Below are 23,698 nucleotides of genomic sequence, written 5' to 3'. Positions count from 1 at the left end.
CGGCAGCACGGTGAAGGGATGCTTCACCGTGCTGTGGCCGCAAGGCAGGGAGGGAAGGGCCGGTCAGCCGACGGAGACCTTGTCGGCCGGGGCCTCGACGGCCGAGGCGGTGCGGCGCTTGGCCGCGATGCTCTCCTTCACCAGGGCGATCAGCACCACGACCACCGCGACGCCCACCGACAGCAGCACGGTCGTACGGCCGCTGCTCTCCCCCTTGGTGTCGGTCAGCATGTAGCCGAGGACGCCGATGATGAAGGCGGCCGTCACCCAGGTCAGGTACGGGTAGAGCCACATCTTCACGACGAGCTTCTCCGGCGCCTCGCGCTGGATGATCCGGCGCATCCGCAGCTGCGAGAAGCAGATCGCCAGCCAGACGAACAGGGCCACGGCGCCGCTGGAGTTGAGCAGGAAGAGGAAGATCGTGTCGGGGAACTCGTAGTTGAAGAAGACCGCCACGAAGCCGAACACGACCGAGGACAGGATCGCCGCCATCGGCACGCCGCGCGCGGTGGTGCGGGCGAACGACTTCGGCGCGTCACCGCGCTGGCCGAGCGAGAAGGCCATGCGGGAGGCGGTGTAGAGGCCGGAGTTGAGGCAGGACAGCACCGCCGTCAGGATGACGACGTTCATGATCTGGCCGGCGTTCGGGATGCCGAGCGAGTTCAGCGCGGCGACGTAGGAGCCCTGCTTCTCGAGGGACGGGTCGTTCCACGGCAGCAGCGAGACCACGATGAGGATCGAGCCCAGGTAGAAGACGCCGATCCGCCAGATGATGCTGTTGGTGGCCTTGGTGACCGCGCGCTGCGGGTCCTCGGACTCGCCGGCCGCCAGGGTCGCGATCTCGCTGCCCATGAAGGAGAAGACGACCAGCAGCACACCGGTGAGGATGGAGCCGGGACCGTGCGGCAGGAAGCCGCCGTGGTGCGTCAGGTTGCCGAAGGACGCCTTGTCCGCGTGCACCCCCGGAAGCACGCCGAAGACGGCCAGCACACCGATGGCGATGAACGCGCCGATCGCCACGACCTTGATGCCGGCGAACCAGAACTCGAACTCGCCGTAGGAGCCGACGGAGACCAGGTTGGTCGCGGTCAGCACGGTCATCACGATGAGCGCCCAGCCCCACTGCGGCACGGCCGGGACCCAGCCCGAGAGGATCTTGGCGCCGGCGGTGGCCTCGACGGCCAGCACGACGACCCAGAAGAACCAGTAGAGCCAGCCGATGGAGAACCCGGCCCAGCGGCCGAGCGCACGGTCGGCGTGCTCGGAGAAGGAGCCGGAGGTGGGGTTGGCGGCCGACATCTCGCCCAGCATCCGCATCACGAGGACGACGAGGGTGCCGACGAGGGCGTAGGACAGGAGAATGCCCGGTCCAGCGGTGGCGATACCGGTGCTGGAGCCGACGAAGAGGCCGGCCCCGATGACGCCACCGATCGCGATCATCGTCAGGTGGCGGTTCTTGAGTCCTGCTTGAAGGCCCGAACCAGGGGTCATTGGACGGAATTCCTTTACGCCAGGGGTGAGCATCTCGCACTAGCGGTGTACGAGTCGGTCCAGTGAATCCGAGGTGAATGGATTCGGGAACCTCTGAATCCGTATTGTTATTTGAGGTTCCCTTGAGGTTCTATGGCCTTACTCACATTTCTCCTGGCCAAGGGGTCCGTCGACGGAGGGCCGGCGGGCCGCGTCGGCGGGTGCCGCCACCCGGGGCTGCTGCCCGGTGGTGCGCGTGTCACACTCATGGCATGCGCGTGTATCTCGGCTCCGACCATGCTGGCTACGAACTGAAGAACCACCTCGTCGAGTGGCTCAAGGCGGCGGGTCACGAGCCCGTCGACTGCGGTCCGCACATCTACGACGCCCAGGACGACTACCCGCCCTTCTGCCTGCGTGCCGCGGAGCGCACGGCGGCGGACGCCGACGCCCTCGGCATCGTGATCGGCGGCTCCGGCAACGGGGAGCAGATCGCCGCGAACAAGGTGAAGGGCGTGCGGGCGGCGCTGGCCTGGAGCGAGGAGACCGCGGCGCTGGGCCGGCAGCACAACAACGCCAACGTGGTCGCCGTGGGTGCGCGTATGCACAGCACGGAGGAGGCGACGAAGTTCGTCGAGGTCTTCCTCAACACGCCGTTCTCCGGTGACGAGCGTCACGTGCGGCGGATCGACATGCTGTCGGCGTACGAGACGACGGGTGACCTGCCGCCGATCCCGGCGCACCACCCGCAGGGCTGACCGCCGCAGGGCTCTGCCCCGTGGCCCCGCCTGCTCCGCTCGGGGAGCAGGCGGGCGGGTGCGCGGGCGCCATCGCAGGAAAGGACACCCCGCCGTGCCGGAAGGGCACACCATTCACCGGCTGGCCCGGGACTACGCCGAGCGGTTCCTCGGCACCGCACCGCGCGTCACCAGCCCGCAGGGCAAGTTTTCCGACGCCGCCGCCCTGGTGGACTCGGCCCCGCTGACGGCCACCGAGGCCCACGGCAAGCACCTCTTCCTCCGCTTCCGGGACGCCGACTGGGTCCACATCCACCTCGGCCTCTTCGGCAAGGTCGCCTTCGGTGACGCCCCCGCGCCGCCGCCGGCCGACACCGTCCGTCTCCGGCTCGCGAACGACACCGCGTACGTGGACCTGCGCGGACCCACGACCTGCGCGCTGGTCACCGGCGCCGAGAAGCGGGCCGTCCACGACCGGCTCGGCCCCGACCCGCTGCGCGACGACGCCGACCCGGCCGCGGCGTACCGCAGGATCTCCCGCAGCCGGACCACGATCGCCGCGCTGCTGATGGACCAGAAGATCGTCGCCGGTGTCGGCAACGTCTACCGCGCCGAGGTCCTGTTCCGGCACGGCATCGACCCCTACCGCGCGGGCAGGGACATCACCCCGGCCGAGTGGGACGCCCTGTGGGCGGACCTCGTGGAGCTGATGCACGAGGGGGTGCGGAACAACCGGATCGACACCGTCCGGCCCGAGCACACCCCGGAGGCCATGGGCCGGCCGCCCCGCGTGGACGACCACGGCGGCGAGGTGTACGTGTACCGCCGCGCCGGCCTGCCGTGCCACGTCTGCGGCGACGAGATCCGCACCGCCGGCCTCGCCGCCCGCAACCTCTTCTGGTGCCCCACCTGCCAGAAGCCCGGAGTCTGAGGGAAGAACCGCCGGCGCGTACGGCGCCGGGACGTGCAAGAGGCCCGCCGGGGCCGAGGAGACCTCGAAAACCCGGCGGGCCTCTTGCGCGCGAACCGCGGCGCGTCTAGCGCTTGTTCGCGAACTTCCAGGCGGCGGGCAGCGCGCCCATCGCCAGCGCGGCCTTCAGGGCGTCGCCGAGCAGGAACGGGGTGAGGCCGAGGGCGACGGCCTGGGTGAGGGAGACGTGCGCGGCGAGGGCCAGGTAGGGCACGCCGACGGCGTAGATGATCGCCTCGCCGAGGACCATCGTGCCGGCCATGCGCAGCGGCGAGCGGTCCGCGCCGCGCCGGGCCAGGGCGCCGACGGCGGCCGAGGCGAGCAGCATGCCGACGACATAGCCGAAGGAGACCATGCCGGCACCGGAGGCGCCGTCCGCGAACCACGGGACGCCCGCGACGCCGGCGAGCGCGTACAGGGCGAGGGAGAGGAAGCCGCGGCGGGCGCCGAGCGCGGTGCCGACGAGCAGCGCGGCGAAGGTCTGGCCGGTCACCGGCACCGGGGAGCCGGGCACGGGGACGGCCACCTGGGCCGCGAGGCCGGTGAGCACGGCGCCGCCGACGACGAGGGCCGCGTCGCGGACGCGGGACGCGGGGAGCAGGTCGGCGAGGACTGCGCCGGGGCGAGCGGTGGCGGTGGCGGTGCTCATGGGGACTCCGCGGGTGTGTGGGCAGATGGGAACACCGTGACGCTATACCGCGCCCCGCGCGCCGATCACCGTCACCGGTCGACAAAGGCGTGCACCGGGGCTTGGTGGGCTCCGGACAAAGGGTGGCGGTTACACCGGGTCCGGCGTGACACCGGTCACGGAGGTGGCGTGGGCCGCGCTACCTCATCGGCTGACGAGCCGTCTGTATGGTCCCGCCAAAAGGCTGTCGGGGCCGCCCGACGCGCGGCGAACCGTCCACCGCCCTGCCGGGCCGACCCCAAGCCCTGCCGGGCCGACCCAGCCCTTGCCGGCCTGTCTCGCCCGTCGGGCGCCGTCTGGGCAGCGCCGGGGCGTTTTGCTAGCTTCTCCCGCATGGTTGCCCAGGCCCGGTATCTCACCTCGCGTCGCTATGTCGACCTGCGACGCCAGGGCACGGCCACCTGTCGCCGCCCGGGGTAGGGGCGGACCACCCGGCGCGCCTCTGCTCGTCCAGCTCCGAGTCGTGTCGGCCCCGTTCCCGAGGACGGTCTCCCCATGCCCCGTACCGCGGTGTCCCCTTCGGCCCCGCCCGTTCCGCGTGCCGCCGACAGCGACCGGCGGCGCACCAGCGCCCGTGTCGTGCTGCGGACCGTGCTGGAGCACGGGCCGGTGGCGCGCAGCACCATCGCCCGGCTGACCGGGCTGTCGCCCGCGTCGGTGACCGAGCACTGCGCCCGGCTCGCCGGTCTCGGCCTGATCCGGGAGTCCGCCGTGCCCCGCCGCTCGGGCGGGGTGGGCCGGCCGCACGTCCCCGTCGACCTGGACGACGGACGGTTCCTGGTCGCCGGGGTGCATGTGGCCGTGCCGTACACGACGGTGGCGCTGCTGGATCTGCGGGGCCGGGTGGTGGCCCGGCGCGAGCTGGGGCACGAGCGGACCGATCCCGGCTGGGTGCTGGCGCGCGCGGCCGAGGGCCTTGCGGGACTGCTCGCCGGCGTGCCGGGCCGGCGGCCGCTGGGCGTCGGGGTGGCGGTCGGCGGCTGGGTGGACCGGGAGACGGGCACCGTGGTCGAGCACGAGCTGCTGGGCTGGCGTGAGGTGCCGGTGCGGGAGCTGCTCGGCGCCCGCACCGGCCTGCCGGTCCATGTGGACGGCCACGCGCGGGCGTTGGTGAACGGGGAGCGGCTGTTCGGCCGGGCCGGGAGCGGCGGGAGCGTGCTGCACCTGTTCGTGGGCAACGTGGTCGACGCGGCCTTCGCCACCCATGACGAGGTGCACCACGGGCCGCGCTCGGCGGCCGGGGCGATCGCGCACCTGCCGGTGCCGGGCGGCACCGAGCCGTGCCCGTGCGGCCGCACCGGCTGCCTCCAAGTGGAGCTGAGCGAAAGGACGTTGTGCCGGCGGGCCGGCGCGGCGGGGGTGACCGGCGCGGCCGATCCGATGCGGATCGTGGCCGCGGCGGCGGCCGGGGACGCGGTGGCCCGGCGGCTGCTGGTGGAGCGGTCCCGGGCGACCGGGCGGGCGGCGGGGCTGCTGCTCGATGTGCTCAATCCGGAGACCGTGGTGGTGACCGAGGTGGGGGTCGTCCACTTCGAGGACTGCCTGAGCGCGCTGCGGGAGGCGGTGGGCACCCGGCGTGCGGCGGCCGTCGTGCCGACGAGTTTCCCGGATTGCTTGCTGGCGGTGGCCGGTGGATCGGTCGCGCTCGACGTGGTGTTCCGGGATCCGCTGAGCGTGTCACCTGAGGGTATTTAATTCAGAAACTCGGAATGTTGACAGGGATCAGTTCAAGGCGGGAACATCCTGGTCATGAGCCTCCTTACAAGCTGTCGCACTCTTTGTTGCTGACGCGTTGCCGCGCGTGAAGCGCGTGTTTCAGGCTCTCTTCCTGTTTTTGTCTCCGGTTTCTCGATCCGGAATTCTTCCTGCCTTTCCCCTCCTTTACCTCGGGGAGTTCTGCCATGCACCGTCGTGTGTTCCTTGCCTCTTTGCTGGGCGCGTCCGCCGCCGTGGGCCTCGGCGGCTGCGCCAAGGGGGACGCCTCGGCCGACACCAAGGGCGCCGCCACCAGGCCGCTCGCCGACAAGGTCCCGGCCGGCACCAGCCTGCGGATCGCCTCGTACCAGAACGTCGAGCAGCTGCAGTTCCGGCTGGCGAAACTGCCCGCGCTGCCGTTCAAGGTGTCGAGCTGGGTGAACATCGGGGCCGGTCCCGACGTCATCAACGCCTTTCGCGCGGGGTCCCTGGACGTGGCCGACAACGCCGGCATCCCGCCGATCCAGGCGCACTACCAGGGCTACGCCGCCAAGATCGTGGCGATCGGCCTCACCCGCAGGCCGAACTACCTCTTCGCCACCAAGCCCGGCAGCGGCATCCGCGCGGTCGGCGACTTCAAGGGCAGGCGGCTCGCCTTCTCGCAGGGCCAGGCCCAGGGGGTCGTACTGCTGCGGGCGCTGAAGCAGGCGGGCCTGAAGTACGACGAGGTGACGCTGGTGCCGCTGACCAGCAACCAGTTCCTCACCGCGCTGCAGTCCGGGCAGGTCGACGTGGCCCCGCTCGCCAACAGCCAGGCGCCCGCCTATCTGAAGCAGTACGAGGCGAAGGGCGCCCGCACCATTCCCACCGACGTCGTCGACCTGCTCAATCTGCTGTGGGCCCCGCAGTCCGTGCTGAACGACCCCGCGAAGGCCGCCGCGATCGCCGCCTACATCCCGCGGTGGGCCCAGGGCCAGGTGTGGCAGTACGAGCACCCGGACGTCTGGAACGAGGAGTTCTACGTCAAGACCCAGAACCTGACGCCGCAGCAGGCGCAGGGCATCTCCAAGCTCGCCAACAAGCCCCTGTTCCCGCCGAGCTGGGACGAGGCGATCAGGTGGGAGCAGGGGACGGCGGATCTGCTCGCCGAGGGCGGGTTCGTGAAGAAGTTCGACGTCTCCTCGCTGTTCGATCACCGCTTCGAGCCGATCGCCGCCAGGGCCGTACCGGAGGAGTACCGGAAATGACCGCCGTGACCACGACGACCGCCGCACCGGCGCGGGCCGCCGCCGAGCCCGGCCGGGTGCGCAGGCGCCGCCGCCTGTCCCCCGGCCGCCGGCTGCCCGCCGCCCGGCTGACCGGCCCGCTCCTTCTGCTCGTCCTGTGGGCCGCCGCGTCGGCCGCCGGAGCGCTCGACACGGGTGCCGTCCCGGCGCCCTGGACGGTGCTGCGGACCGCGGGCCGGCTGTGGACCGGCGGCACCCTGCCCACCGACATCCTGACCTCCCTGGAGCGGGCCGGATACGGCTTCGCGATCGGACTGGCCGCGGGCGTGCTGCTCGCGCTGGCCTCCGGGCTCAGCCGGACCGGGGAGGCGCTGATCGACGGGACCGTGCAGCTCAACCGGGCGATCCCGACCCTCGGACTCATCCCGCTGTTCATCCTCTGGCTGGGCATCGGGGAGACCTTCAAGGTCGCCATCATCGCGATCGTCGTCTACATCCCGGTCTATCTGAACACGCATGCCGCGCTGTCCGGCATCGACGACCGGTACGTCGAACTCGCCGAGGTGCAGGGCCTGTCCCGGTTCGCCTTCGTCCGCCAGGTGGTGATCCCGGGCGCGCTGCCCGGATTCTTCGTCGGGCTCCGGCTCGGGGTGACCGGTTCCTGGCTGGGCCTGGTGGTGCTGGAGCAGATCAACGCCACCAACGGCCTCGGCTACATGATGTTCCAGGCGCAGAACTACGGCCAGACCGACGTCATCCTGGTCGGCCTGCTGATCTACGGCGTCTTCGGCCTGGTCTCCGACAGCGTGGTCCGTCTGATCGAACGGAGGGTGCTGTCGTGGCGCCGCACACTGAGCAGCTGACCCGGACGGCCGTACGCATCCAGGGCCTGACCCGGTCGTTCGACGGCCGTACGGTCCTCGACGGCATCGATCTGGAGCTGCCCGCGGGCCAGTTCACGGCCCTGCTCGGACACAGCGGCTCCGGCAAGAGCACCTTGCTGCGGGCCATCGCCGGTCTCGACCACGGCGTCGCGGGCGACGGGGAGATCGGCGCGCCCGAGCGGGTGTCGGTCGTCTTCCAGGACTCCCGGCTGCTGCCCTGGCGGCGGGTGCTGGACAACGTCCTGCTGGGCGCGGACGGCAGGGACGCCGGGGACCGGGGCCGGGCCGCCCTCGCGGAGGTCGGCCTGAAGGGCCGCGAGCGGGCCTGGCCCGGCGAGCTGTCCGGCGGCGAGGCCCAGCGGGCCGCGCTGGCCCGCTCCCTGGTCCGCGAGCCCGAACTCCTGCTGGCGGACGAGCCGTTCGGCGCGCTGGACGCGCTGACCCGGATCAGGATGCACCACCTGCTGCGCGACCTGTGGCAGCGCCACCGGCCGTCCGTCCTGCTGGTCACCCACGACGTGGACGAGGCCATCGTGCTCGCCGACCGGGTGCTCGTCCTGGACCGGGGCCGGATCGGCCTCGACCTGGCCATCGACCATCCCCATCCGCGCTCCTACCGCGAGCCGGTGCTGGGCGAGTACCGCGAGCGGCTGCTGGCCGCGCTGGGCGTCACGGAGGATCACCAGTGACAAGAAGACTCCATCTGAACGCGTTCCTCATGGACACCGGCCATCACGAGGCCTCATGGCGGCTCCCCGAGAGCGACCCGCACGCGCACGTCGACCTGAAGCACTACGTCCGGCTCGCCCGGACCGCCGAGCGCGGCGCCTTCGACTCGCTCTTCCTCGCCGACGGCCCCCAGCTGTGGGGCAGCCTCGCCCAGCGGCCGGCCGGCGCGCTGGAGCCGCTCACCCTGCTGACCGCGCTGGCGACGGCCACCGAGCACATCGGCCTGATCGCCACCGCGTCCACGTCCTACAACTCGCCCTACAACCTGGCCCGCAAGTTCGCGTCGCTGGACATCATCAGCGGCGGCCGGGCCGGCTGGAACATCGTCACCACCGCCGGCGCCGAGGCCGCCCGGAACTTCGGACTGGACGCCGAGCCCGCGCACGCCGAGCGGTACGCACGCGCGGCCGAGTTCCTCGACGTGGCCCTGAAGCTGTGGGACAGCTGGGAGGACGACGCGGTCGTCGCCGACAAGGCGGCCGGTGTCTGGGGCGACGACAGCAGGATCCATCCACCCCGGCACCGGGGCAGGTACTTCAGCGTCGCGGGCGCCCTCAACGTGCCCCGCACGCCGCAGGGTTATCCCCTGCTGGTGCAGGCGGGGTCGAGCGAGGACGGCAAGGCGTTCGCCGCCCGGTACGCGGAGGCGGTCTTCACCGCGCAGCAGACCCTCGCCGGCGCCCAGGCCTTCTACGCCGACCTCAAGGCCCGTACCGCACAGGCGGGACGCAACCCCGAGCACATCAAGGTGCTGCCCGGGATCGTGCCCGTCCTCGGCTCGACGGAGGCGGAGGCACGGGCGGCGGAGCAGCTGCTGGAGGACCACATCGTGACCGACCACGCAGTGGCCCGGCTGGAGAGCTTGCTGCAACTGCCTTCCGGGTCGCTCGACTTGGACGCCCGGCTGCCGGCCGGCCTGCCGCCCGAGTCCGCCGTCGAAGGGGCCAAGTCCCGCTACACGCTCGTGGTCGAACTGGCCCGGCGCGAGAAGCTCACCGTCCGGCAGCTGATCGGGCGGCTCGGCGGCGGACGCGGTCACCTCACCTTCGCCGGGACGCCGGAGCAGGTCGCCGACCAGATCGAGACCTGGTTCGGACAGGGCGCCGCCGACGGCTTCAACATCATGCCCGCCGTGCTGCCCTCCGGCCTGGACGCGTTCGTCGACCACGTCGTACCGCTGCTGCGCGCCCGCGGACTGTTCCGCGACGCCTACGGCCCGCGCCGGACCCTCCGGGAGCGCTACGGCCTGCCCCGGCCCGCCAACCAGTACCTGAACCCCGCCTTCGCCTAGAGAGGACCCGCCCATGTCCATCGAGACCACCAAGCTCACCGCACGCATCGGCGCCCGCGTCCACGGTGTCGACATCACCCGGCCGCTCGCCCCGGAGCAGGTCGCAGAGATCCGTGAGGCCCTGAACGTCCACAAGGCGCTCGTGTTCGACGCCGCCGGGCTGGACGACGCCGGCCAGCAGGCCTTCGCCCGGCACTTCGGCGACCTGACCACCGCCCACCCGACGGTCGGCGCGGTCGACGGCGCCCCGAACGTGCTGCCCGTCGACAGCGAGCGGGGCCGCGCCAACCACTGGCACACCGACGTCACCTTCGTCCTGAACCCGCCGCAGGCCAGCACCCTGCGCTCGATCACCGTCCCGCCGTACGGCGGCGAGACCCTGATCGCGAACGCGGCCGCCGCCTACCGCGACCTGCCCGAGCCGCTGCGCCGCCTCGCCGACAGCCTGTGGGCCGAGCACACCAACGACTACGACTACGCCGTCCCGGAGGAGGACATCGACGAGGAAAAGGCCGCCCAGCGGGCCCAGTTCACGTCGATCACCTACCGCACGGTCCACCCGGTGGTCCGGGTGCACCCCCTGACCGGTGAACGCGGACTGTTCATCGGCGGGTTCGCGCAGCGGATCACCGGCCTGTCGGCCGGCGAGTCCCGGAAGGTGCTCGACCTGCTCCAGGCGTACGTCGCCCGGCCGGAGAACATCCTGCGCCACCGCTGGTCGGAGAACGAACTCGTGCTCTTCGACAACCGGATCACCCAGCACTACGCCATCGACAACTACGACGGACGGCCGCGCCGGCTGCACCGGGTCACCGTCGCCGGTGACGTCCCGGTCGGCATCGAGGGCAAGGAGAGCTACGCGATCGAGGGCGACGCCTCTCACTACACGCCAGTACTCACGGCTGCGTAACCGTCACCCTGCGTATGCCGGGTGTCCGGATACTGGGCGGTCCCTTCGCCTGAGCGGACGGGCCGCCCAGACTGGCGGCGTTTTTGCCCGACCATTGCCCTGCCGGGAGAGCCGCGACCATGTCCAGCAGCACGACCACCGAGACGCCGCCGCAGCAGCACGACGGCGGCTCCCTCTCCCACGGCCTCAAGCAGCGCCATCTGTCGATGATCGCGCTGGGCGGGGTCATCGGCGCGGGTCTGTTCGTCGGATCGGGGGCCGGCATCGCCGCCGCCGGGCCGTCCATCGTGATCGCCTACACGCTCTCCGGCCTGCTGGTGATGCTGGTGATGCGGATGCTGGGCGAGATGTCGGCCGCCTACCCGTCCTCCGGTTCCTTCTCCGCGCACGCCGAGCGGGCGATCGGCCCCTGGGCGGGCTTCGCCGCCGGCTGGTCCTTCTGGGTGCTGCTGTGCACGGCCGTCGGCCTGGAGGGCATCGGCGCCGCGAAGATCGTCCAGGGCTGGCTGCCGGGCACCCCGCAGTGGATGTGGGTGGCCCTGTTCATGGTGGTGTTCTGCGGCACCAACCTCGCCGCCGTGAAGAACTTCGGCGAGTTCGAGTTCTGGTTCGCCGCGCTGAAGGTGGGCGCGATCAGCCTGTTCCTGGTCCTCGGCGTGCTGGCCATCGCCGGGGTGCTGCCCGGCACCCACTCCCCCGGCGCCGCGAACCTGTCCGACTTCATGCCGCACGGCAACCACGGCCTGCTGGTCGGCCTGCTCGCCTCCGTCTTCGCCTACGGCGGCCTGGAGACGGTCACCATCGCGGCGGCCGAGTCCGAGAACCCGGTGCGCGGCGTGGCCTCGGCCGTGCGCACGGCCATGTGGCGCATCGCCCTGTTCTACATCGGCTCGATGGCCGTGGTGGTCACCCTCGTGCCGTGGGACTCCGAGGAGGTGGTGACGAAGGGCCCGTACGTCGCCACGCTCGACCATCTCGGCATCCCCGGCGCGGGCCAGCTGATGAACGTGGTCGTCCTGGTCGCCCTGCTGTCCGCGATGAACGCCAACATCTACGGCTCCTCGCGCATCGCCTACTCGCTGGTCGAGCGCGGCCAGGGCCCGAAGGCGCTGGTCAGGCTGTCCGGCGGGGTGCCCCGGATCGCGGTGCTCACCTCCTGCTTCTTCGGTTTCGTCTGCGTGCTGCTGAGCTACTGGCGCCCGGACGACGTCTTCCCCTGGCTGCTGAACATGATCGGCGCGGTCATCCTGGTCGTCTGGATCTTCATCGCGGTCTCCCAGCTGCTGCTGCGCCGCCGCATCGAGCGCGAGGCCCCCGAGAAGCTGGTCGTGCGCATGTGGGGGTTCCCCTGGCTGACCTGGGTGGCGCTGGCCGGCATGGCCACGATCTTCGTCCTGATGGCCCGTGAGCCGGACACCCGGGTCCAGCTGCTGTCCACCGGCGGCATGACGGTGGTCCTGGCAATCGTCGGCTACCTCTGGCAGCGGGCCCGCGCCCGCCGCTGAGCCCTCACCCCCGGCGCCGGCCCCCACGTGCGACACGTGGGGGCCTTTCCGTTGCCCAGACCTTCTTGCTGCTAGCTTGTTGTTGCAAGAGACTTGCAATAACAAGTTCTCCAGAGGGGATCGCCCATGCCCGTCTACACGCTGCCCGACCTGCCGTACGACTACGCCGCGCTGGCCCCTGTGATCAGCCCGGAGATCATCGAGCTGCACCACGACAAGCACCACGCGGCCTATGTGAAGGGCGCCAACGACACGCTGGAGCAGCTCGCCGAGGCGCGGGACAAGGAGCAGTGGGGATCGGTCAACGGTCTGGAGAAGAACCTGGCCTTCCACCTCTCCGGCCACATCCTGCACTCGATCTACTGGCAGAACATGACCGGTCCGAAGGAGGGCGGCGGCGAGCCGCTCGCCCGGGACGGCGTCGGCGAGCTGGCCGAGGCGATCAAGGAGTCCTTCGGCTCCTTCGCCGGTTTCAAGGCGCAGTTGTCCAAGGCCGCCGCCACCACCCAGGGCTCCGGCTGGGGCGTGCTGTCCTACGAGCCGCTCAGCGGCCGGCTGATCGTGGAGCAGGTCTACGACCACCAGGGCAACGTCGGTCAGGGCTCCACCCCGATCCTGGTCTTCGACGCCTGGGAGCACGCCTTCTACCTGCAGTACAGGAACCAGAAGGCGGACTTCGTCGAGGCCATGTGGCAGGTGGTCGACTGGCAGGACGTGGCCCGCCGGTACGAGGCCGCCAGGTCCCGCGCCGGCGTGCTGCTGCTCTCGCCCTGACGGCCGCCTGGACGTCCTGCCTCGTGTTCGTCTTCTCACCCTTCACGCGGGCAGGCGGAAAAAGGAGGACCCCGCGAGGACAGGCCTCGCGGGGTCTTCCCGTGCGATCACGGCACCCGGACTACAGGTTGCTGAAGTCCGGCCCCTTGGTCCTGGTGCGCTTCAGCTCGTAGAAGCCCGGGACCGAGGCGACGGCGACGGCGCCGTCCCACAGGCGGGCCGCCTCCTCGCCCTTGGGGGCGGGGGTGACGACCGGGCCGAAGAAGGCGATCTGCTCGCCGTCGGGGCCGGGCAGCGCGATCACCGGGGTGCCGACGTCCTGGCCGACCTTCTCGATGCCCTCCTTGTGGGAGGCGCGCAGCTCGGCGTCGAACTCGAAGTCCTCCTGCTCGGCGTAGTCGATCAGCTCGGCGGGCAGGCCGACGTCCGCGAGGGCGCCGGTGACGGCCTCCAGGGTCGGGCCCTCGCCGTTGTTGTGGATGCGGGTGCCGAGCGCGGTGTAGAGCGGGCCGAGGACGTCCGCGCCGTGCTTCTGCCAGGCCGCGGTGACCACGCGCACCGGCTGCCAGGCCTTGGTGGCGAGCATCTCCCGGTACTCCTCGGGCAGCTCGTCCAGCTTGTCCTCGTTGAGGACGGCGAGGCTCATGATGTGCCAGCGGACCTCGATGTCCCGGACCTTCTCCACCTCCAGCACCCAGCGGGACGTCATCCAGGCCCACGGGCACAGCGGGTCGAACCAGAAGTCGACGGGGGTCTTGCCGGACTCGGACATGGCTCTCCTCAGCGAAAAGGCACTTTTCCGAACGTCAACGACGCCCTCGCGATCGGCATTCCCTGCTGACCCCTGTCAGGGGCACATGGCAGGATCGGTCCTGTTCCATCTCATCCACGCGATCACGAGGGAGTGCCGTCCGTGCCCGGTGAGAATCTGTCCCGCGACGAGGCCCGGGAGCGGGCCGCCCTGCTGTCCGTAGACGGGTACGACGTGTCCCTGGACCTCAGGTCCGCCGTCGGCGACGGCGGCGGCGAGCCGCGCACGTTCCGCTCGGTGACGACGATCCGCTTCCGCTGCAACGAACCGGGCGCCTCCACCTTCGCCGACCTGATCGCGCCCAGCGTCACCGCGGTGTCGCTCAACGGCCGGGACCTGGACCCGGGCGAGGTCTTCGACGGCGCGCGGATCGCGCTGGAGGACCTGGCAGCGGAGAACGAGCTGGTGGTGGACGCGCAGTGCGCCTACTCCCGCACCGGCGAGGGCCTGCACCGCTTCGTCGACCCCGAGGACGGCGAGGTCTACCTCTACACCCAGTACGAGCCGGCCGACGCCCGCCGCGTCTTCGCGAACTTCGAGCAGCCGGACCTGAAGGCGCCGTACCGCTTCGAGGTGCGGGCACCCGAGGGCTGGACGGTGTGGAGCAACGGCGCGGGCGAACTCGCCGACGGCGTCTGGCGGTTCGCGGAGACCAAGCCCATCTCCACGTACATCACGTGCGTGGTGGCGGGGCCGTACCACTACGTCACCGACTCCTACACCCGCACGTTCGAGGACGGCACCAAGCTGGAGATCCCGCTCGGCGCGATGTGCCGCAAGGGGCTGGCCCCGCACTTCGACGCCGAGGACGTCTTCCTGGTCACCAGGCAGGGTCTGGACTTCTTCCACGAGCACTTCGACTACCCGTACCCGTTCGGCAAGTACGACCAGGCGTTCGTGCCCGAGTACAACCTCGGCGCCATGGAGAACCCGGGCCTGGTGACCTTCCGCGAGGAGTACATCTTCCGCGGCAAGGTGACCCAGGCGTCGTACGAGGCCCGCGCCAACGTGATCCTGCACGAGATGGCGCACATGTGGTTCGGCGACCTGGTCACCATGGAGTGGTGGGACGACCTGTGGCTCAAGGAGTCCTTCGCGGACTTCATGGGCACCTTCGCGAACGTGGGCGCGACCCGCTTCAAGGACGCCTGGATCACCTTCGCCAACCGCCGCAAGGCCTGGGCGTACCGCGCGGACCAGCTGCCCTCCACGCACCCGGTCACGGCGGACATCCGCGACCTGGAGGACGCCAAGCTGAACTTCGACGGCATCACCTACGCCAAGGGCGCCTCGGTGCTCAAGCAGCTGGTGGCGTACGTCGGGCAGGACGCGTTCCTGGAGGGCGCCCGCCGCTACTTCAAGCGGCACGCCTACGGCAACACCCGGCTCGGCGACCTGCTGTCGGCGCTGGGCGAGACCAGCGGCCGGGACATGTCGGCGTGGGCGCGGTCCTGGCTGCAGACCGCCGGGGTCAACTCGCTGACCCCCCAGGTGCTGCTGGACTCGGGGGGCCGTGTGGCCGAGCTGGCGGTGGTGCAGGAGGCGCCCGAGTCGCATCCCGAGCTGCGTCCGCACCGGATCGCGGTGGGCCTGTACCGGCGCGCGGGCGCCGGCGCGCTGGAGCGGTACGCGCGCGTGGAGACGGACGTGCACGAGCCGCGCACGGTCGTCGGGGACCTCGCGGGCGCGGAGGCCCCGGATCTCGTCCTGGTCAACGACGACGACCTGACGTACTGCAAGACCCGCTTCGACGACACCTCGCTGGCCACGCTGAAGGAGCACCTGGGCGCGCTGACCGACCCGCTGGCCCGGGCGCTGTGCTGGTCGGCGCTGTGGAACATGACCCGGGACGCGCTGCTGCCGGCGCGGGACTTCATCGGCCTGGTGCTGCGGTTCGCGGGCCGCGAGTCCGACATCGGCGTGCTGCAGATGCTGCACGCCTGGGCCAACTCGGCGCTGGTGCACTACGCGGCGCCCGAGTGGCGGGCGGCCGGCGGCGACCTGCTGGCCGAGGGAGCGCTGCGGGAGCTGCGGGCGGCCGCGCCGGGCAGCGAGCAGCAGCTGGCCTGGGCGCGGTTCTACGCGACGGTGGCCTCCGCCGAGCCGGACCTGAAGCTGCTGCGGGACCTGCTGGACGGCACGACGGAGCTGGAAGGCCTCCAGGTGGACCAGGAGCTGCGCTGGGCGTTCCTGGAGCCGCTGGCCGCGCACGGGGCGGCGGACGAGTCGGCGCTGGCGGCCGAACTGGCCCGCGACGACACGGCGTCCGGCAAGCGCCACCAGATCCGCTGTCTGGCGGCCCGCCCGTCGGCGGCGGTCAAGGCGCAGGCCTGGGCGCAGGTGGTGGAGTCCGACACGCTGTCGAATGCGCTGGTGGAGGCGACGATCGCGGGCTTCGCCCAGCCCTCGCAGCGGGAGCTGACCGCGCCGTACGCACCGCTGTACTTCGCGGCGATCGAGCGGGTGTGGCGGGAGCGGTCGATCCAGATCGGCATGGACGTCGTGCGGGGGCTGTTCCCGGCGCTGCAGGACCGCGCCGAGACGCTGCGGGCGACGGACTCGTGGCTGCAGGAGCACGCGGACGCGGCGCCGGCGCTGCGCCGGCTGGTGCTGGAGGCGCGGGACGACCTGGCGCGGGCGCTGCGGGCACAGGCGTGCGACGCGTCGGCCGCCGGCCACTGACCCTTGGCCTGAGCTTGCCCGGTCGGTGACCGTTACGAAATTCGGTCAAACTGAACCGTAACCCCTGGTCCGCACCCGATCAGACCAGGGGTTACCCCTCCCCGGTCGGCATCCGAACACCTGACCTTTAGTCCCGCATCGTCCGCATTTCTCGACGGGCGTGTAACAGCGGTTAAGGGTGGGACCGGGCGCGGGAATCCCGACGCCATGACGCACAACACCCCGCTCTCCCCCCGCCCCCTCCGGCATCTGTCCCACGTCCGCCGCCGTGTCCTGACGACGGCTCAACTGCGCTCGCACGGCGTGACGACGGCCGAGCTGAACGAGCAGTGCCGCCCCGGCGGACCCTGGCAGATGCTGCTGCCGAACGTGGTCCTGCTGCGCCCCGGGCCGCCCACGGGCGAGGAGCGTCTGCACGGGGCCCTGCTGTACGCGGCCCGCGAGTCCGCGCCCGGCGTCCCGGCCCAGCCCACGGCCGAGGCCCCGCACCAGCAGGTGTACGCCGAGGCGGTGATCACCGGTCTCGCGGCCCTCACCCTGCACGGCTTCTCCGCCACCCCGCCGCTGCTCTCCCTGGACCGCGTGGACGTGCTGGTGCCGCGACTGCGCCGGCTGCGCTCCGCCGGTTACGTCCGCGTGCTGCGCACCCCCGCCCTGCCCACCCCGGTCGCGGTGACGGGCCTGCCGGTGGCGCCGGTGCCGCGGGCGCTGGCGGACGCGGTGGCGGAGCTGACGGACGGGGAGGCGGTACGGCGGCTGCTGACCGAGGCGGTGCGCGGCGGGCACTGCGAACCGGCGTCCGTCGTGAGGGAGTTGACGCAGGCGAAGCTGCTGAGCCGGCCGCACGTGGTGGACGCGGTGGACGCGCTGGTGGCGGAGGGCCGCTCGATCGCCGAGGCCCGCCTGTACCGGATGGTCCGCGAGTACGGCCTGCCCGACCCGGTGTGGAACGTCGACCTGCGGCTGCCCGGCGGCCCGCACCTCGGCGGCCTGGACGCGTACTGGCCGGACCAGGCGGTGGCGGTGGAGCTGGACACGCGGGCGCCCCGGCAGGACGACGACGAGCTGTGGTCGGAGTACGCGCGCAAGCGCGAGTACCTGGAACGGCTCGGGATCACGGTCGTCCACATCACCCCGAAGAAGCTCAGGCAGGCGATGGAGCAGCAGGCGGCGGTGGTGCGCACGGCCCTGATGGCCGCCGCCGACCGGGATCCGGCGGCCTATGTCGTGGTGCTGCCCCGGTAGCGACGGACCGGGAGGCGGCGGGAGGGCGGCGGCCGGCCCGCCGGCCGCGTCACCCGAACGGTGGAGCCTCGCGGGCGGACCGGTGCGGGCCACGAAAGATGAGAGGTATGCGACACAACCGGACAGCCGCGTGTACGTCCGCCCTGGTGCTCGCCGCGGCCTGCCTCGCCGCTGCCCCCGTGACGGCGCAGGCGGCGCCCCGGACGGCGGCCGTGAGCTACACCGCCCTCGGCGACTCCTACTCCTCCGGCGTCGGCGCCGGCGACTACCTCCCCGGCCGGGCGGAGTGCAAGCGCAGCAGCCGCGCGTACCCCATGCTGTGGGCGAAGGCCCACGGGGTGACGTCCTTCGCCTTCGCCGCCTGCGACCACGCCCGCACCACCGACGTGCTGGACCACCAGCTCGGCTCGCTCGGGCCCCGTACGCGGCTGGTCACGCTCACGGTCGGGGGCGGCGACGCGGGCTTCGCCTCCGTCATGACGACGTGCGCGCTGGGCGGCGCCGGGCTGTGCCGGTCGGCCGTGGCCGGCGCCCGCTCCACCCTGCAGGGGCCCCTCCCGGCCGCCCTGGACCGGCTCTACTCGGCCATCAGGAAGCGGGCTCCCGCCGCGCGGGTGGTGGTGCTCGGCTATCCGCACCTGTACCGGCTCAACGGCACCTGCCGGTCCGGCCTGCGGGACAGCGAGCGGGCCGACCTGAACCGCGCGGTGGACCAGCTCGACACGGTGCTCGCCCGGCGCGCCGCCGCGCACGGCTTCGCCTTCGCCGACGTCCGCGCCGCCTTCACCGGCCACGAGATCTGCTCCGGCGCCCCCTGGCTGCACAGCGTCGACCTGCTGTCCCTGACCGACTCGTACCACCCCACGGCCCCCGGCCAGGCCCGCGGCTATCTCGCGGCGCTCGACCGGGTGTCCTGAGCGCGGCCCGCTACCGCTCGTCCGCCCCCTCGTCGTCGAGGGGTGCCGGGCCCTGGAGAAGGCCGGCTTCGCCGGCGAGGGCGTACCGCGCGGCCTCGCCCTCCGGGAGGGCCGGCGAGGCGGTGGCCTCGGCCGGGGCGTGCGGTACGTCGATCCGGTGCCCGGCGACGTGCGCGGCGTACACCTCGTCCAGCAGCGCGGCGTACGCGGCGATCATGCGGGTGCGGCTGAAGCGCTCACGGGCGGCCAGCAGCGCCGGGGCCAGCCGCGCGCGGCCGGCGACCGCCGCGGTCCAGGCCAGGGCGATCGCGCCCGGGTCCGGCGGGGTGACGAAGCCGTGGCCGGTGACGATGTCCGCGCTGTCGCCGACGTCCGTGGTGACCGGGACGGCGCCGCACATCATGCCCTCGATCAGGCACAGCGGCGCCGCCTCGCCGAAGACGGAGGTCAGGGCGACGACGTCGGCGGCGGCGTACACCGCCGGCATGTCGTGCCGCACGCCGAGCAGATGCACCCGCCCGGTGAGGTCCGGCGCGTCGGCGAAGGCGTCGGCGAGGTCGGCGCGCAGCCCGGGGTTGCCGGGCGTCATCCCGGCGCCGCACATCAGCAGGTGCCCGCCGCCCTCGCGGGCCAGCCAGGCGCGGGCCGCCCTCAGCAGCAGCGGGACGTTCTTCATCGCGGCGTACCGGGCCGCGAAGACGATCACCGGCGCCCGGTCCGCGATGCCGAGGGCGGCGCGCACGGCGAGGCGGGCGGCGGGGTCGGGGCGGAAGCGGAGCAGGTCGACGCCGTTGGGGATGACGCGCAGGAAGCGGCCCGGGATGCCGGCGGCCTCGTAGGCGGCCCGGGTGGACTCGGCGCAGCACACGCAGGCGGCCACCGTGCCGTCGGCGAGGGCGGCCTTGAGCTGGTCGAGGGCGGGGCCCTGGTTCTCCGGGTCGGAGCGGTGCAGGCAGACCACGACCGGGCGGCGGGGCAGGCCGGCCTGGTTGAGCAGGGCCAGCGGCTGCTCCTTCAGGGAGAGGATCACATCCGCCCCGGCCATCGACCGAGCGGTTTCGGCCAGCTCGGGCCCGCTGAAAACGTTCGCCGCGAGCGCGCCGTCGGCCAGGCCCGCGCTGCGGCCGAGCGAGGTGACGCCGATGCCGTCGACGGTCAGCGCCCGGTAGCAGGGGTCGTCCTCCATGCGCTGCCGGGTGGCCTCGCGCCGGACCTCGTCGTGAATGCTGAGTACCTGGTGGGACTGGCCGCCCTCGGTCAGTCCCCGTACGACGTCGCTGTGCACGATCCGGGCTCCTCCGGAGAAGAAGCCCTCGTAGACCGACAGCACCCGCAGTCCGTGCCTCGCGCGCACGCGACCACCCGCCTTGCATGAATGATCAAAAAGATCGAGCCAACCCCGTCCACAGCGGGTTAGCCGATATGAGGCGGTACGGACATTGCGTCCGCGTTAACACGGAATGACGCGGACGAAACGGCGGCTAACAGAATTCCCCGTCGATCACCGATTCCGGATCTCCGGCCCAGTCGCCGTTGAAATTGAATGCGATCGCATGCTCACCGTCCGTCGTCGTGACCGCCGAGGACAGGGAGCCGTGGATTCCGCCGTCGTGGCCCCACACGTGAACGCCGCAGCTCAGACGCAGGTCCATGATCCCGAGGCCGTAGCGCGCGCCCGGGATGCCGGTGGCCTCGACGGTGGTCTTCATTTCCGCCAGCTGCCGGGGCGGGAGGAGTTTTCCGCGGAGCAGTGCGCTGTAGAAACGATCGAGGTCGGCGGAGTCCGAGATCATTTCACCCGCGGCGGAGGCGAGGGACGGATTCAGCTGGGTGACGTCGCGGGCCGGGCTTTTCGGATCGGCGAATTTCGAGTAGGCGCGGCTGCTCGGCCGGGGCACGGTGACGCGGGTGCCGGGAACGGAGGTGCCCCGCAGCCGCAGCGGCGCGATGATCCGGCGCTCGATCTCGGTGGCGTACGGGTGCCCCGTCACCTTCTCGATCACCATGCCGGCCAGGACGTAGTTGGTGTTGGAGTACTTCCAGGAGGCGCCGGGAGCGAAGTCCGGCCGGTGCCGCATGGCGATCCGCACCAGCTCGCCGGGGGTGTGGGTGTCGTAGCGGTGCCGGAGGAAGCCGTCCTCGGTGAAGACCGAGCGGTAGAAGCCGGTGTCGCTGGTGTAGTCGAAGACGCCGCTGGTGTGGTTGAGCAACTGGCGGACGGTGATGTGCCGCCCGTCGTGGCCGTGTCCGCGCACGACGCCCGGCAGCCACTTGTCCACCGTGTCGTCCAGCGACAGCCGGCCCTCCGCCTCCAGCTGGAGCAGCACGGTGGCGACGAAGGTCTTGGTGATGCTGCCGACGCGGTACCGGTCGGCGGCCGAGCGCGGCCGGCCCGTGCCGAGATCGCCCACCCCGGCCGTAAAGGACCAGGACCAGGTGCCGTGGCCGTCCTCGGCGGTGGCGGTCACCCCGGGCACGCCGGCCGCGACCGCCGCCTGGAGGGCCTTGGCGGTGCCCGCGTGCCCGGGGCCCGGGGCCGTGGCCGTGGCGGCGGCCGGGGCCGCGAGGGCCGCCGAGAGGAGTACGGCCGTGGCGGCCACCAGGGTCGTGCGTACGCGCATGTCTTCCCCAACCTGTGCTGTCCGGTGCGGTCGGGGGAGGAAACCGGCGCGGCATGCCCGAAGGTTGCCCGGCGTTGGGCCGGTTGGGTGACTCTCAGCCCTTCTTGAGCACCAGCTCGGTGTTCCGGTCGGCCGCGCTGCCCGCCAGGGTCTTGTTGGCGCCGGGGGCGTTGAAGGCCAGCTCGCGGTAGAGGGCGGCGAGGCCGGTCTGGGAGAGGTCGGCGAAGTCGGTGCGGTGCGGGGCGGCCGACTCGATCAGGGTGGTGAACACCGAGAGCGTGCCGTCCTTGTTGTCCACCAGCTCGATGATGCGGGCCAGGTGGGGGTAGTCGACGTGGGAGGCGGTGGAGATCTCCCAGAAGGAGCGGCCGCCGGAGGCCTGGTGCGGGGTGATCACGTTCTTGTGGATGTGACCGTTCACCCACGCCAGCACGTTGGCGTGGGCGCTCAGCACCGAGACCACCTCGGCGCCGCCGTGCCGCTTCTCGCCCGGACGGGCCGGGTCGGGGCGGGTGTTGTCCATCGACTTGCTGGTGTGGTGGCTGAAGACGACGGCGTAGGAGTCCTTGTTGTCCTTCAGCGTCTTGTCCAGCCACTTCAGCTGGGCGGTGCCGATGGAGCCCTCGTAGTGGCCGCCTGCGTCGGTGGTGTCGAGGCTGATGCCGATGACGTCGTCGGAGATGCGGAAGGCGTAGTACTGGGTGCCCGCGTCGAGGTTGGCCGAGGAGTACCCGTGCCCGACCGGGCCGAGTCCCTGGTGGGCGGGGTCCAGGTGGGCCTTGAGGTAGTCGGCCTGGGTGTAGGGGACGCGCTTCTCGTCCGGCGTGACCGAGCGCATGGAGCGGGCGTGCGCCTTGAGGAAGTCGCGGTAGCCGGCGCCCCTGGGGTCGGTGGCCTTCTTGATGGCGTCCTGGAGCTTCTTGGCGTCGGCGGCGGAGACGCTGAACAGCTTCTTGCCGCCGATGGCCGCCTCGGCGAGATAGGGGTCGCCGTGGGAGCCGTAGCAGCCGAGCGGCAGGGCGTCGTGGTTGCCGACGGTGGAGTACCAGGGCAGCTTCAGACCGGGGCTGAGCACCTCGCGGATCGCGGCGGCCAGGTAGCCCTTCAGGTGCGGGAAGCCGAGCGCCTTGTCGTTGTCGCGGCTGGTGGACTCCGGCTGCCAGTACAGCTTCATGCCGCTGTTCTGCACGCCCTCGTAGTGCTTGGGGTCACCGGAGTTGGGGGTGATGCGGCCGCCGCTCATCACCTTCATGAACCACTCCAGTTCGGAGTGGGCGTTGTTGTCGGTGTTGTCGCCGGTCGTCATCACGAAGTGCAGCGGGGCGCCGGTGACGGGGGCGCCCCGCAGCGCGTTGACCCGCTCCACCAGCGAGACGGCGCCCTGCACGGTGAGCGCCTCCTGCGGGCGCCAGGCGTGCACATCGGTGGAGCGCAGGTACTCCAGCCGCAGCGGGTGCTGCACGTCCTGCAGATGCAGGTCGGTGAACTGCACGAACGCGGCGAGCGTCCTGCGGCGGCCGGCCCGCCCGGACTTGGGGGCGGCCAGCTCGCTGCGCACGACCCGGCTCCAGCCCGCACCGTCGCCGAGCCGCCGGTAGCCGGAGCTGTTCCGCGGTGCGGCGACGGAGGCGAGGGTCGTGCCCCTGGTGTACGGGGCGAGGGCGGCCGGGCCGGCCTGCCGGGAGTGGGCGACCGGCGCCGCCGCGGTGGTGGCGGCCTCGCTGTCGGTGGGGCGGAGGGCGTAGCCGACGCCCGCGGAGAGCGAGACGGCTCCGGCGGCGGCGAGGACGGTACGGCGGTTGACCCCCAGGCTGGAAGCAGTGGAGGCGGCGACAGAGCGTATGCGCGACATTGGCGCGATCTCCCCGAGTGCGAACGCGTCGGCAGTGGTCGCGGGCCGTCGCTGACGCGAACGCCCCGCTCGCCTTGGATCGTTGGCACCGGGGATGACCTGCGCGTGAACGCGGCGGCAACGCGCAGCGCCGATCACCGTACGTGGATCACGGGGTACCGGCCGCGGTCATGGAGTGGATCGCGCGCGGCCGGGAGGCGGTCACTCCTCGTTCACTTCCTGGGGTAGAGGAGGGGTTCCGGCGGTGAGGTGGCCGTGCGCGGGACGCTCCCGCCTCAGCCGCAGCGCGGTGTCGACCACGGGCACCCGGTTCAGGCCCGGCACGGCCGAGAGGTCCTGCCATGCGGCGAAATCCGTGGATCCGCCGACCTCGTACCGGAGTTCTCCGCCGACGACCTCGCCTTCGTAGAGGAGCCGCAGGGCGTGGTGGTCCCTGCGGCGGCAGAACCGGGCGGCCTGGACGAGCCGGAAGGAGTCGACACCGAGGAGACCGGTCACCTCGATGCGGTAACCGGTCTCCTCCATGACCTCGCGGCGGACGGTGTCGTACGGGTCCTCGCCGTGCTCCATGCCGCCGCCCGGCAGCACCCACTCGGGGGTGCCGTCGGGCCCGGGTGACCGGGCCAGGAGGATCTGTTCGTCGCGGACGCACACGGCGTAGGCCGCCACCCTCAGGTTCCGTCGCATGCGC

At 71.9% G+C, this 23,698-nt stretch carries 20 protein-coding genes; 13 read left to right on the top strand and 7 right to left on the bottom strand.

Features of this window, described 5'->3' with window-relative positions; translation table 11 throughout:
• Nucleotides 1–63: 63 nt before the first annotated feature.
• On the bottom strand, nt 64–1,491 hold the full coding sequence (locus ACGFZN_RS22495) for an amino acid permease (protein WP_393860253.1): 1,428 nt from the start codon (nt 1,489–1,491) through the stop codon (nt 64–66).
• A gap of 251 nt (nt 1,492–1,742) precedes the next feature.
• Here ACGFZN_RS22495 and ACGFZN_RS22490 point away from each other — a divergent pair, with 251 nt between their 5' ends.
• A complete protein-coding gene (locus ACGFZN_RS22490) occupies nt 1,743–2,228 on the top strand; it encodes a ribose-5-phosphate isomerase (protein ID WP_393860252.1) in 486 nt (161 codons plus the stop codon).
• A gap of 94 nt (nt 2,229–2,322) precedes the next feature.
• Complete coding sequence (locus ACGFZN_RS22485) at nt 2,323–3,138, top strand: Fpg/Nei family DNA glycosylase (RefSeq protein ID WP_393860251.1); 816 nt, start codon at nt 2,323–2,325, stop codon at nt 3,136–3,138.
• A gap of 106 nt (nt 3,139–3,244) precedes the next feature.
• Here ACGFZN_RS22485 and ACGFZN_RS22480 read toward each other — a convergent pair whose 3' ends face one another.
• Nucleotides 3,245–3,826, bottom strand: a complete 582-nt coding sequence (locus tag ACGFZN_RS22480) for a biotin transporter BioY (protein WP_393860250.1) — start codon at nt 3,824–3,826, stop codon at nt 3,245–3,247.
• Between the two features lie 534 nt (nt 3,827–4,360).
• Here ACGFZN_RS22480 and ACGFZN_RS22475 point away from each other — a divergent pair.
• The 8 genes from ACGFZN_RS22475 (at nt 4,361) to ACGFZN_RS22440 (ending at nt 12,879) form a co-directional block, all read left to right on the top strand.
• Nucleotides 4,361–5,560, top strand: a complete 1,200-nt coding sequence (locus tag ACGFZN_RS22475; protein ID WP_393860249.1) for an ROK family protein — start codon at nt 4,361–4,363, stop codon at nt 5,558–5,560.
• Nucleotides 5,561–5,766: 206 nt separating this feature from the next.
• A complete protein-coding gene (locus ACGFZN_RS22470) occupies nt 5,767–6,807 on the top strand; it encodes an ABC transporter substrate-binding protein (RefSeq protein ID WP_393860248.1) in 1,041 nt (346 codons plus the stop codon).
• Nucleotides 6,804–7,649, top strand: coding sequence for an ABC transporter permease (locus ACGFZN_RS22465; RefSeq protein ID WP_393860247.1), 846 nt, complete (start codon nt 6,804–6,806; stop codon nt 7,647–7,649). Before ACGFZN_RS22470 ends, ACGFZN_RS22465 begins: the two co-directional genes overlap by 4 nt.
• A complete protein-coding gene (locus ACGFZN_RS22460; RefSeq protein WP_393860246.1) occupies nt 7,625–8,359 on the top strand; it encodes an ABC transporter ATP-binding protein in 735 nt (244 codons plus the stop codon). The genes ACGFZN_RS22465 and ACGFZN_RS22460 overlap by 25 nt, the downstream gene beginning before the upstream one ends.
• A complete protein-coding gene (locus tag ACGFZN_RS22455) occupies nt 8,356–9,690 on the top strand; it encodes an LLM class flavin-dependent oxidoreductase (protein ID WP_393860245.1) in 1,335 nt (444 codons plus the stop codon). The genes ACGFZN_RS22460 and ACGFZN_RS22455 overlap by 4 nt, the downstream gene beginning before the upstream one ends.
• Before the next feature lie 13 nt (nt 9,691–9,703).
• Complete coding sequence (locus ACGFZN_RS22450) at nt 9,704–10,600, top strand: TauD/TfdA dioxygenase family protein (protein WP_393860244.1); 897 nt, start codon at nt 9,704–9,706, stop codon at nt 10,598–10,600.
• A 119-nt stretch (nt 10,601–10,719) separates the two neighbouring features.
• Nucleotides 10,720–12,105 carry an amino acid permease gene (locus tag ACGFZN_RS22445; protein ID WP_393860243.1) on the top strand — a complete coding sequence of 462 codons (1,386 nt, stop codon included), beginning with the start codon at nt 10,720–10,722 and terminating at the stop codon, nt 12,103–12,105.
• 126 nt (nt 12,106–12,231) lie between these two features.
• The gene (locus ACGFZN_RS22440) at nt 12,232–12,879 is read left to right on the top strand and encodes a superoxide dismutase (RefSeq protein WP_393860242.1); all 648 of its coding nucleotides are present in this window, start codon (nt 12,232–12,234) and stop codon (nt 12,877–12,879) included.
• Nucleotides 12,880–13,000: 121 nt separating this feature from the next.
• Here the strand turns inward: ACGFZN_RS22440 and ACGFZN_RS22435 are convergent, their stop codons facing one another.
• Nucleotides 13,001–13,651, bottom strand: coding sequence for a DsbA family protein (locus ACGFZN_RS22435; protein WP_393860241.1), 651 nt, complete (start codon nt 13,649–13,651; stop codon nt 13,001–13,003).
• Between the two features lie 141 nt (nt 13,652–13,792).
• On the opposite strand from ACGFZN_RS22435, the gene pepN reads away from it, so the two are divergent.
• The 3 genes from pepN (at nt 13,793) to ACGFZN_RS22420 (ending at nt 18,534) form a co-directional block, all read left to right on the top strand.
• On the top strand, nt 13,793–16,372 hold the full coding sequence (gene pepN / locus ACGFZN_RS22430; RefSeq protein ID WP_393860240.1) for an aminopeptidase N: 2,580 nt from the start codon (nt 13,793–13,795) through the stop codon (nt 16,370–16,372).
• Nucleotides 16,373–16,579: 207 nt separating this feature from the next.
• Nucleotides 16,580–17,617: a hypothetical protein gene (locus ACGFZN_RS22425; RefSeq protein ID WP_393860239.1), complete on the top strand. Its 1,038-nt coding sequence runs from the start codon at nt 16,580–16,582 to the stop codon at nt 17,615–17,617.
• 107 nt (nt 17,618–17,724) lie between these two features.
• Entirely contained in the window at nt 17,725–18,534 is an 810-nt protein-coding gene (locus tag ACGFZN_RS22420) for an SGNH/GDSL hydrolase family protein (protein ID WP_393860238.1), read from the top strand.
• Nucleotides 18,535–18,544: 10 nt separating this feature from the next.
• On the opposite strand, the gene ACGFZN_RS22415 is transcribed toward ACGFZN_RS22420, so the two are convergent.
• The 4 genes from ACGFZN_RS22415 to ACGFZN_RS22400 form a co-directional block, all read right to left on the bottom strand.
• Entirely contained in the window at nt 18,545–19,864 is a 1,320-nt protein-coding gene (locus tag ACGFZN_RS22415; protein WP_393860518.1) for a glycosyltransferase, read from the bottom strand.
• Between the two features lie 151 nt (nt 19,865–20,015).
• Entirely contained in the window at nt 20,016–21,155 is a 1,140-nt protein-coding gene (locus ACGFZN_RS22410; protein WP_393860237.1) for a serine hydrolase domain-containing protein, read from the bottom strand.
• Between the two features lie 94 nt (nt 21,156–21,249).
• On the bottom strand, nt 21,250–23,007 hold the full coding sequence (locus ACGFZN_RS22405; protein WP_393860236.1) for a TIGR03767 family metallophosphoesterase: 1,758 nt from the start codon (nt 23,005–23,007) through the stop codon (nt 21,250–21,252).
• A gap of 201 nt (nt 23,008–23,208) precedes the next feature.
• Nucleotides 23,209–23,694 (bottom strand): NUDIX hydrolase, encoded by a 486-nt coding sequence (locus ACGFZN_RS22400; RefSeq protein ID WP_393860235.1) that lies wholly within the window; start codon nt 23,692–23,694, stop codon nt 23,209–23,211.
• Nucleotides 23,695–23,698: the final 4 nt, after the last annotated feature.

The sequence above is a fragment of the Streptomyces sp. NPDC048192 genome (assembly GCF_043202415.1).
In the GTDB taxonomy this organism is placed as follows: Bacteria; Actinomycetota; Actinomycetes; order Streptomycetales; family Streptomycetaceae; genus Streptomyces.
This window is presented reverse-complemented; position numbering and strand designations above follow the sequence as displayed.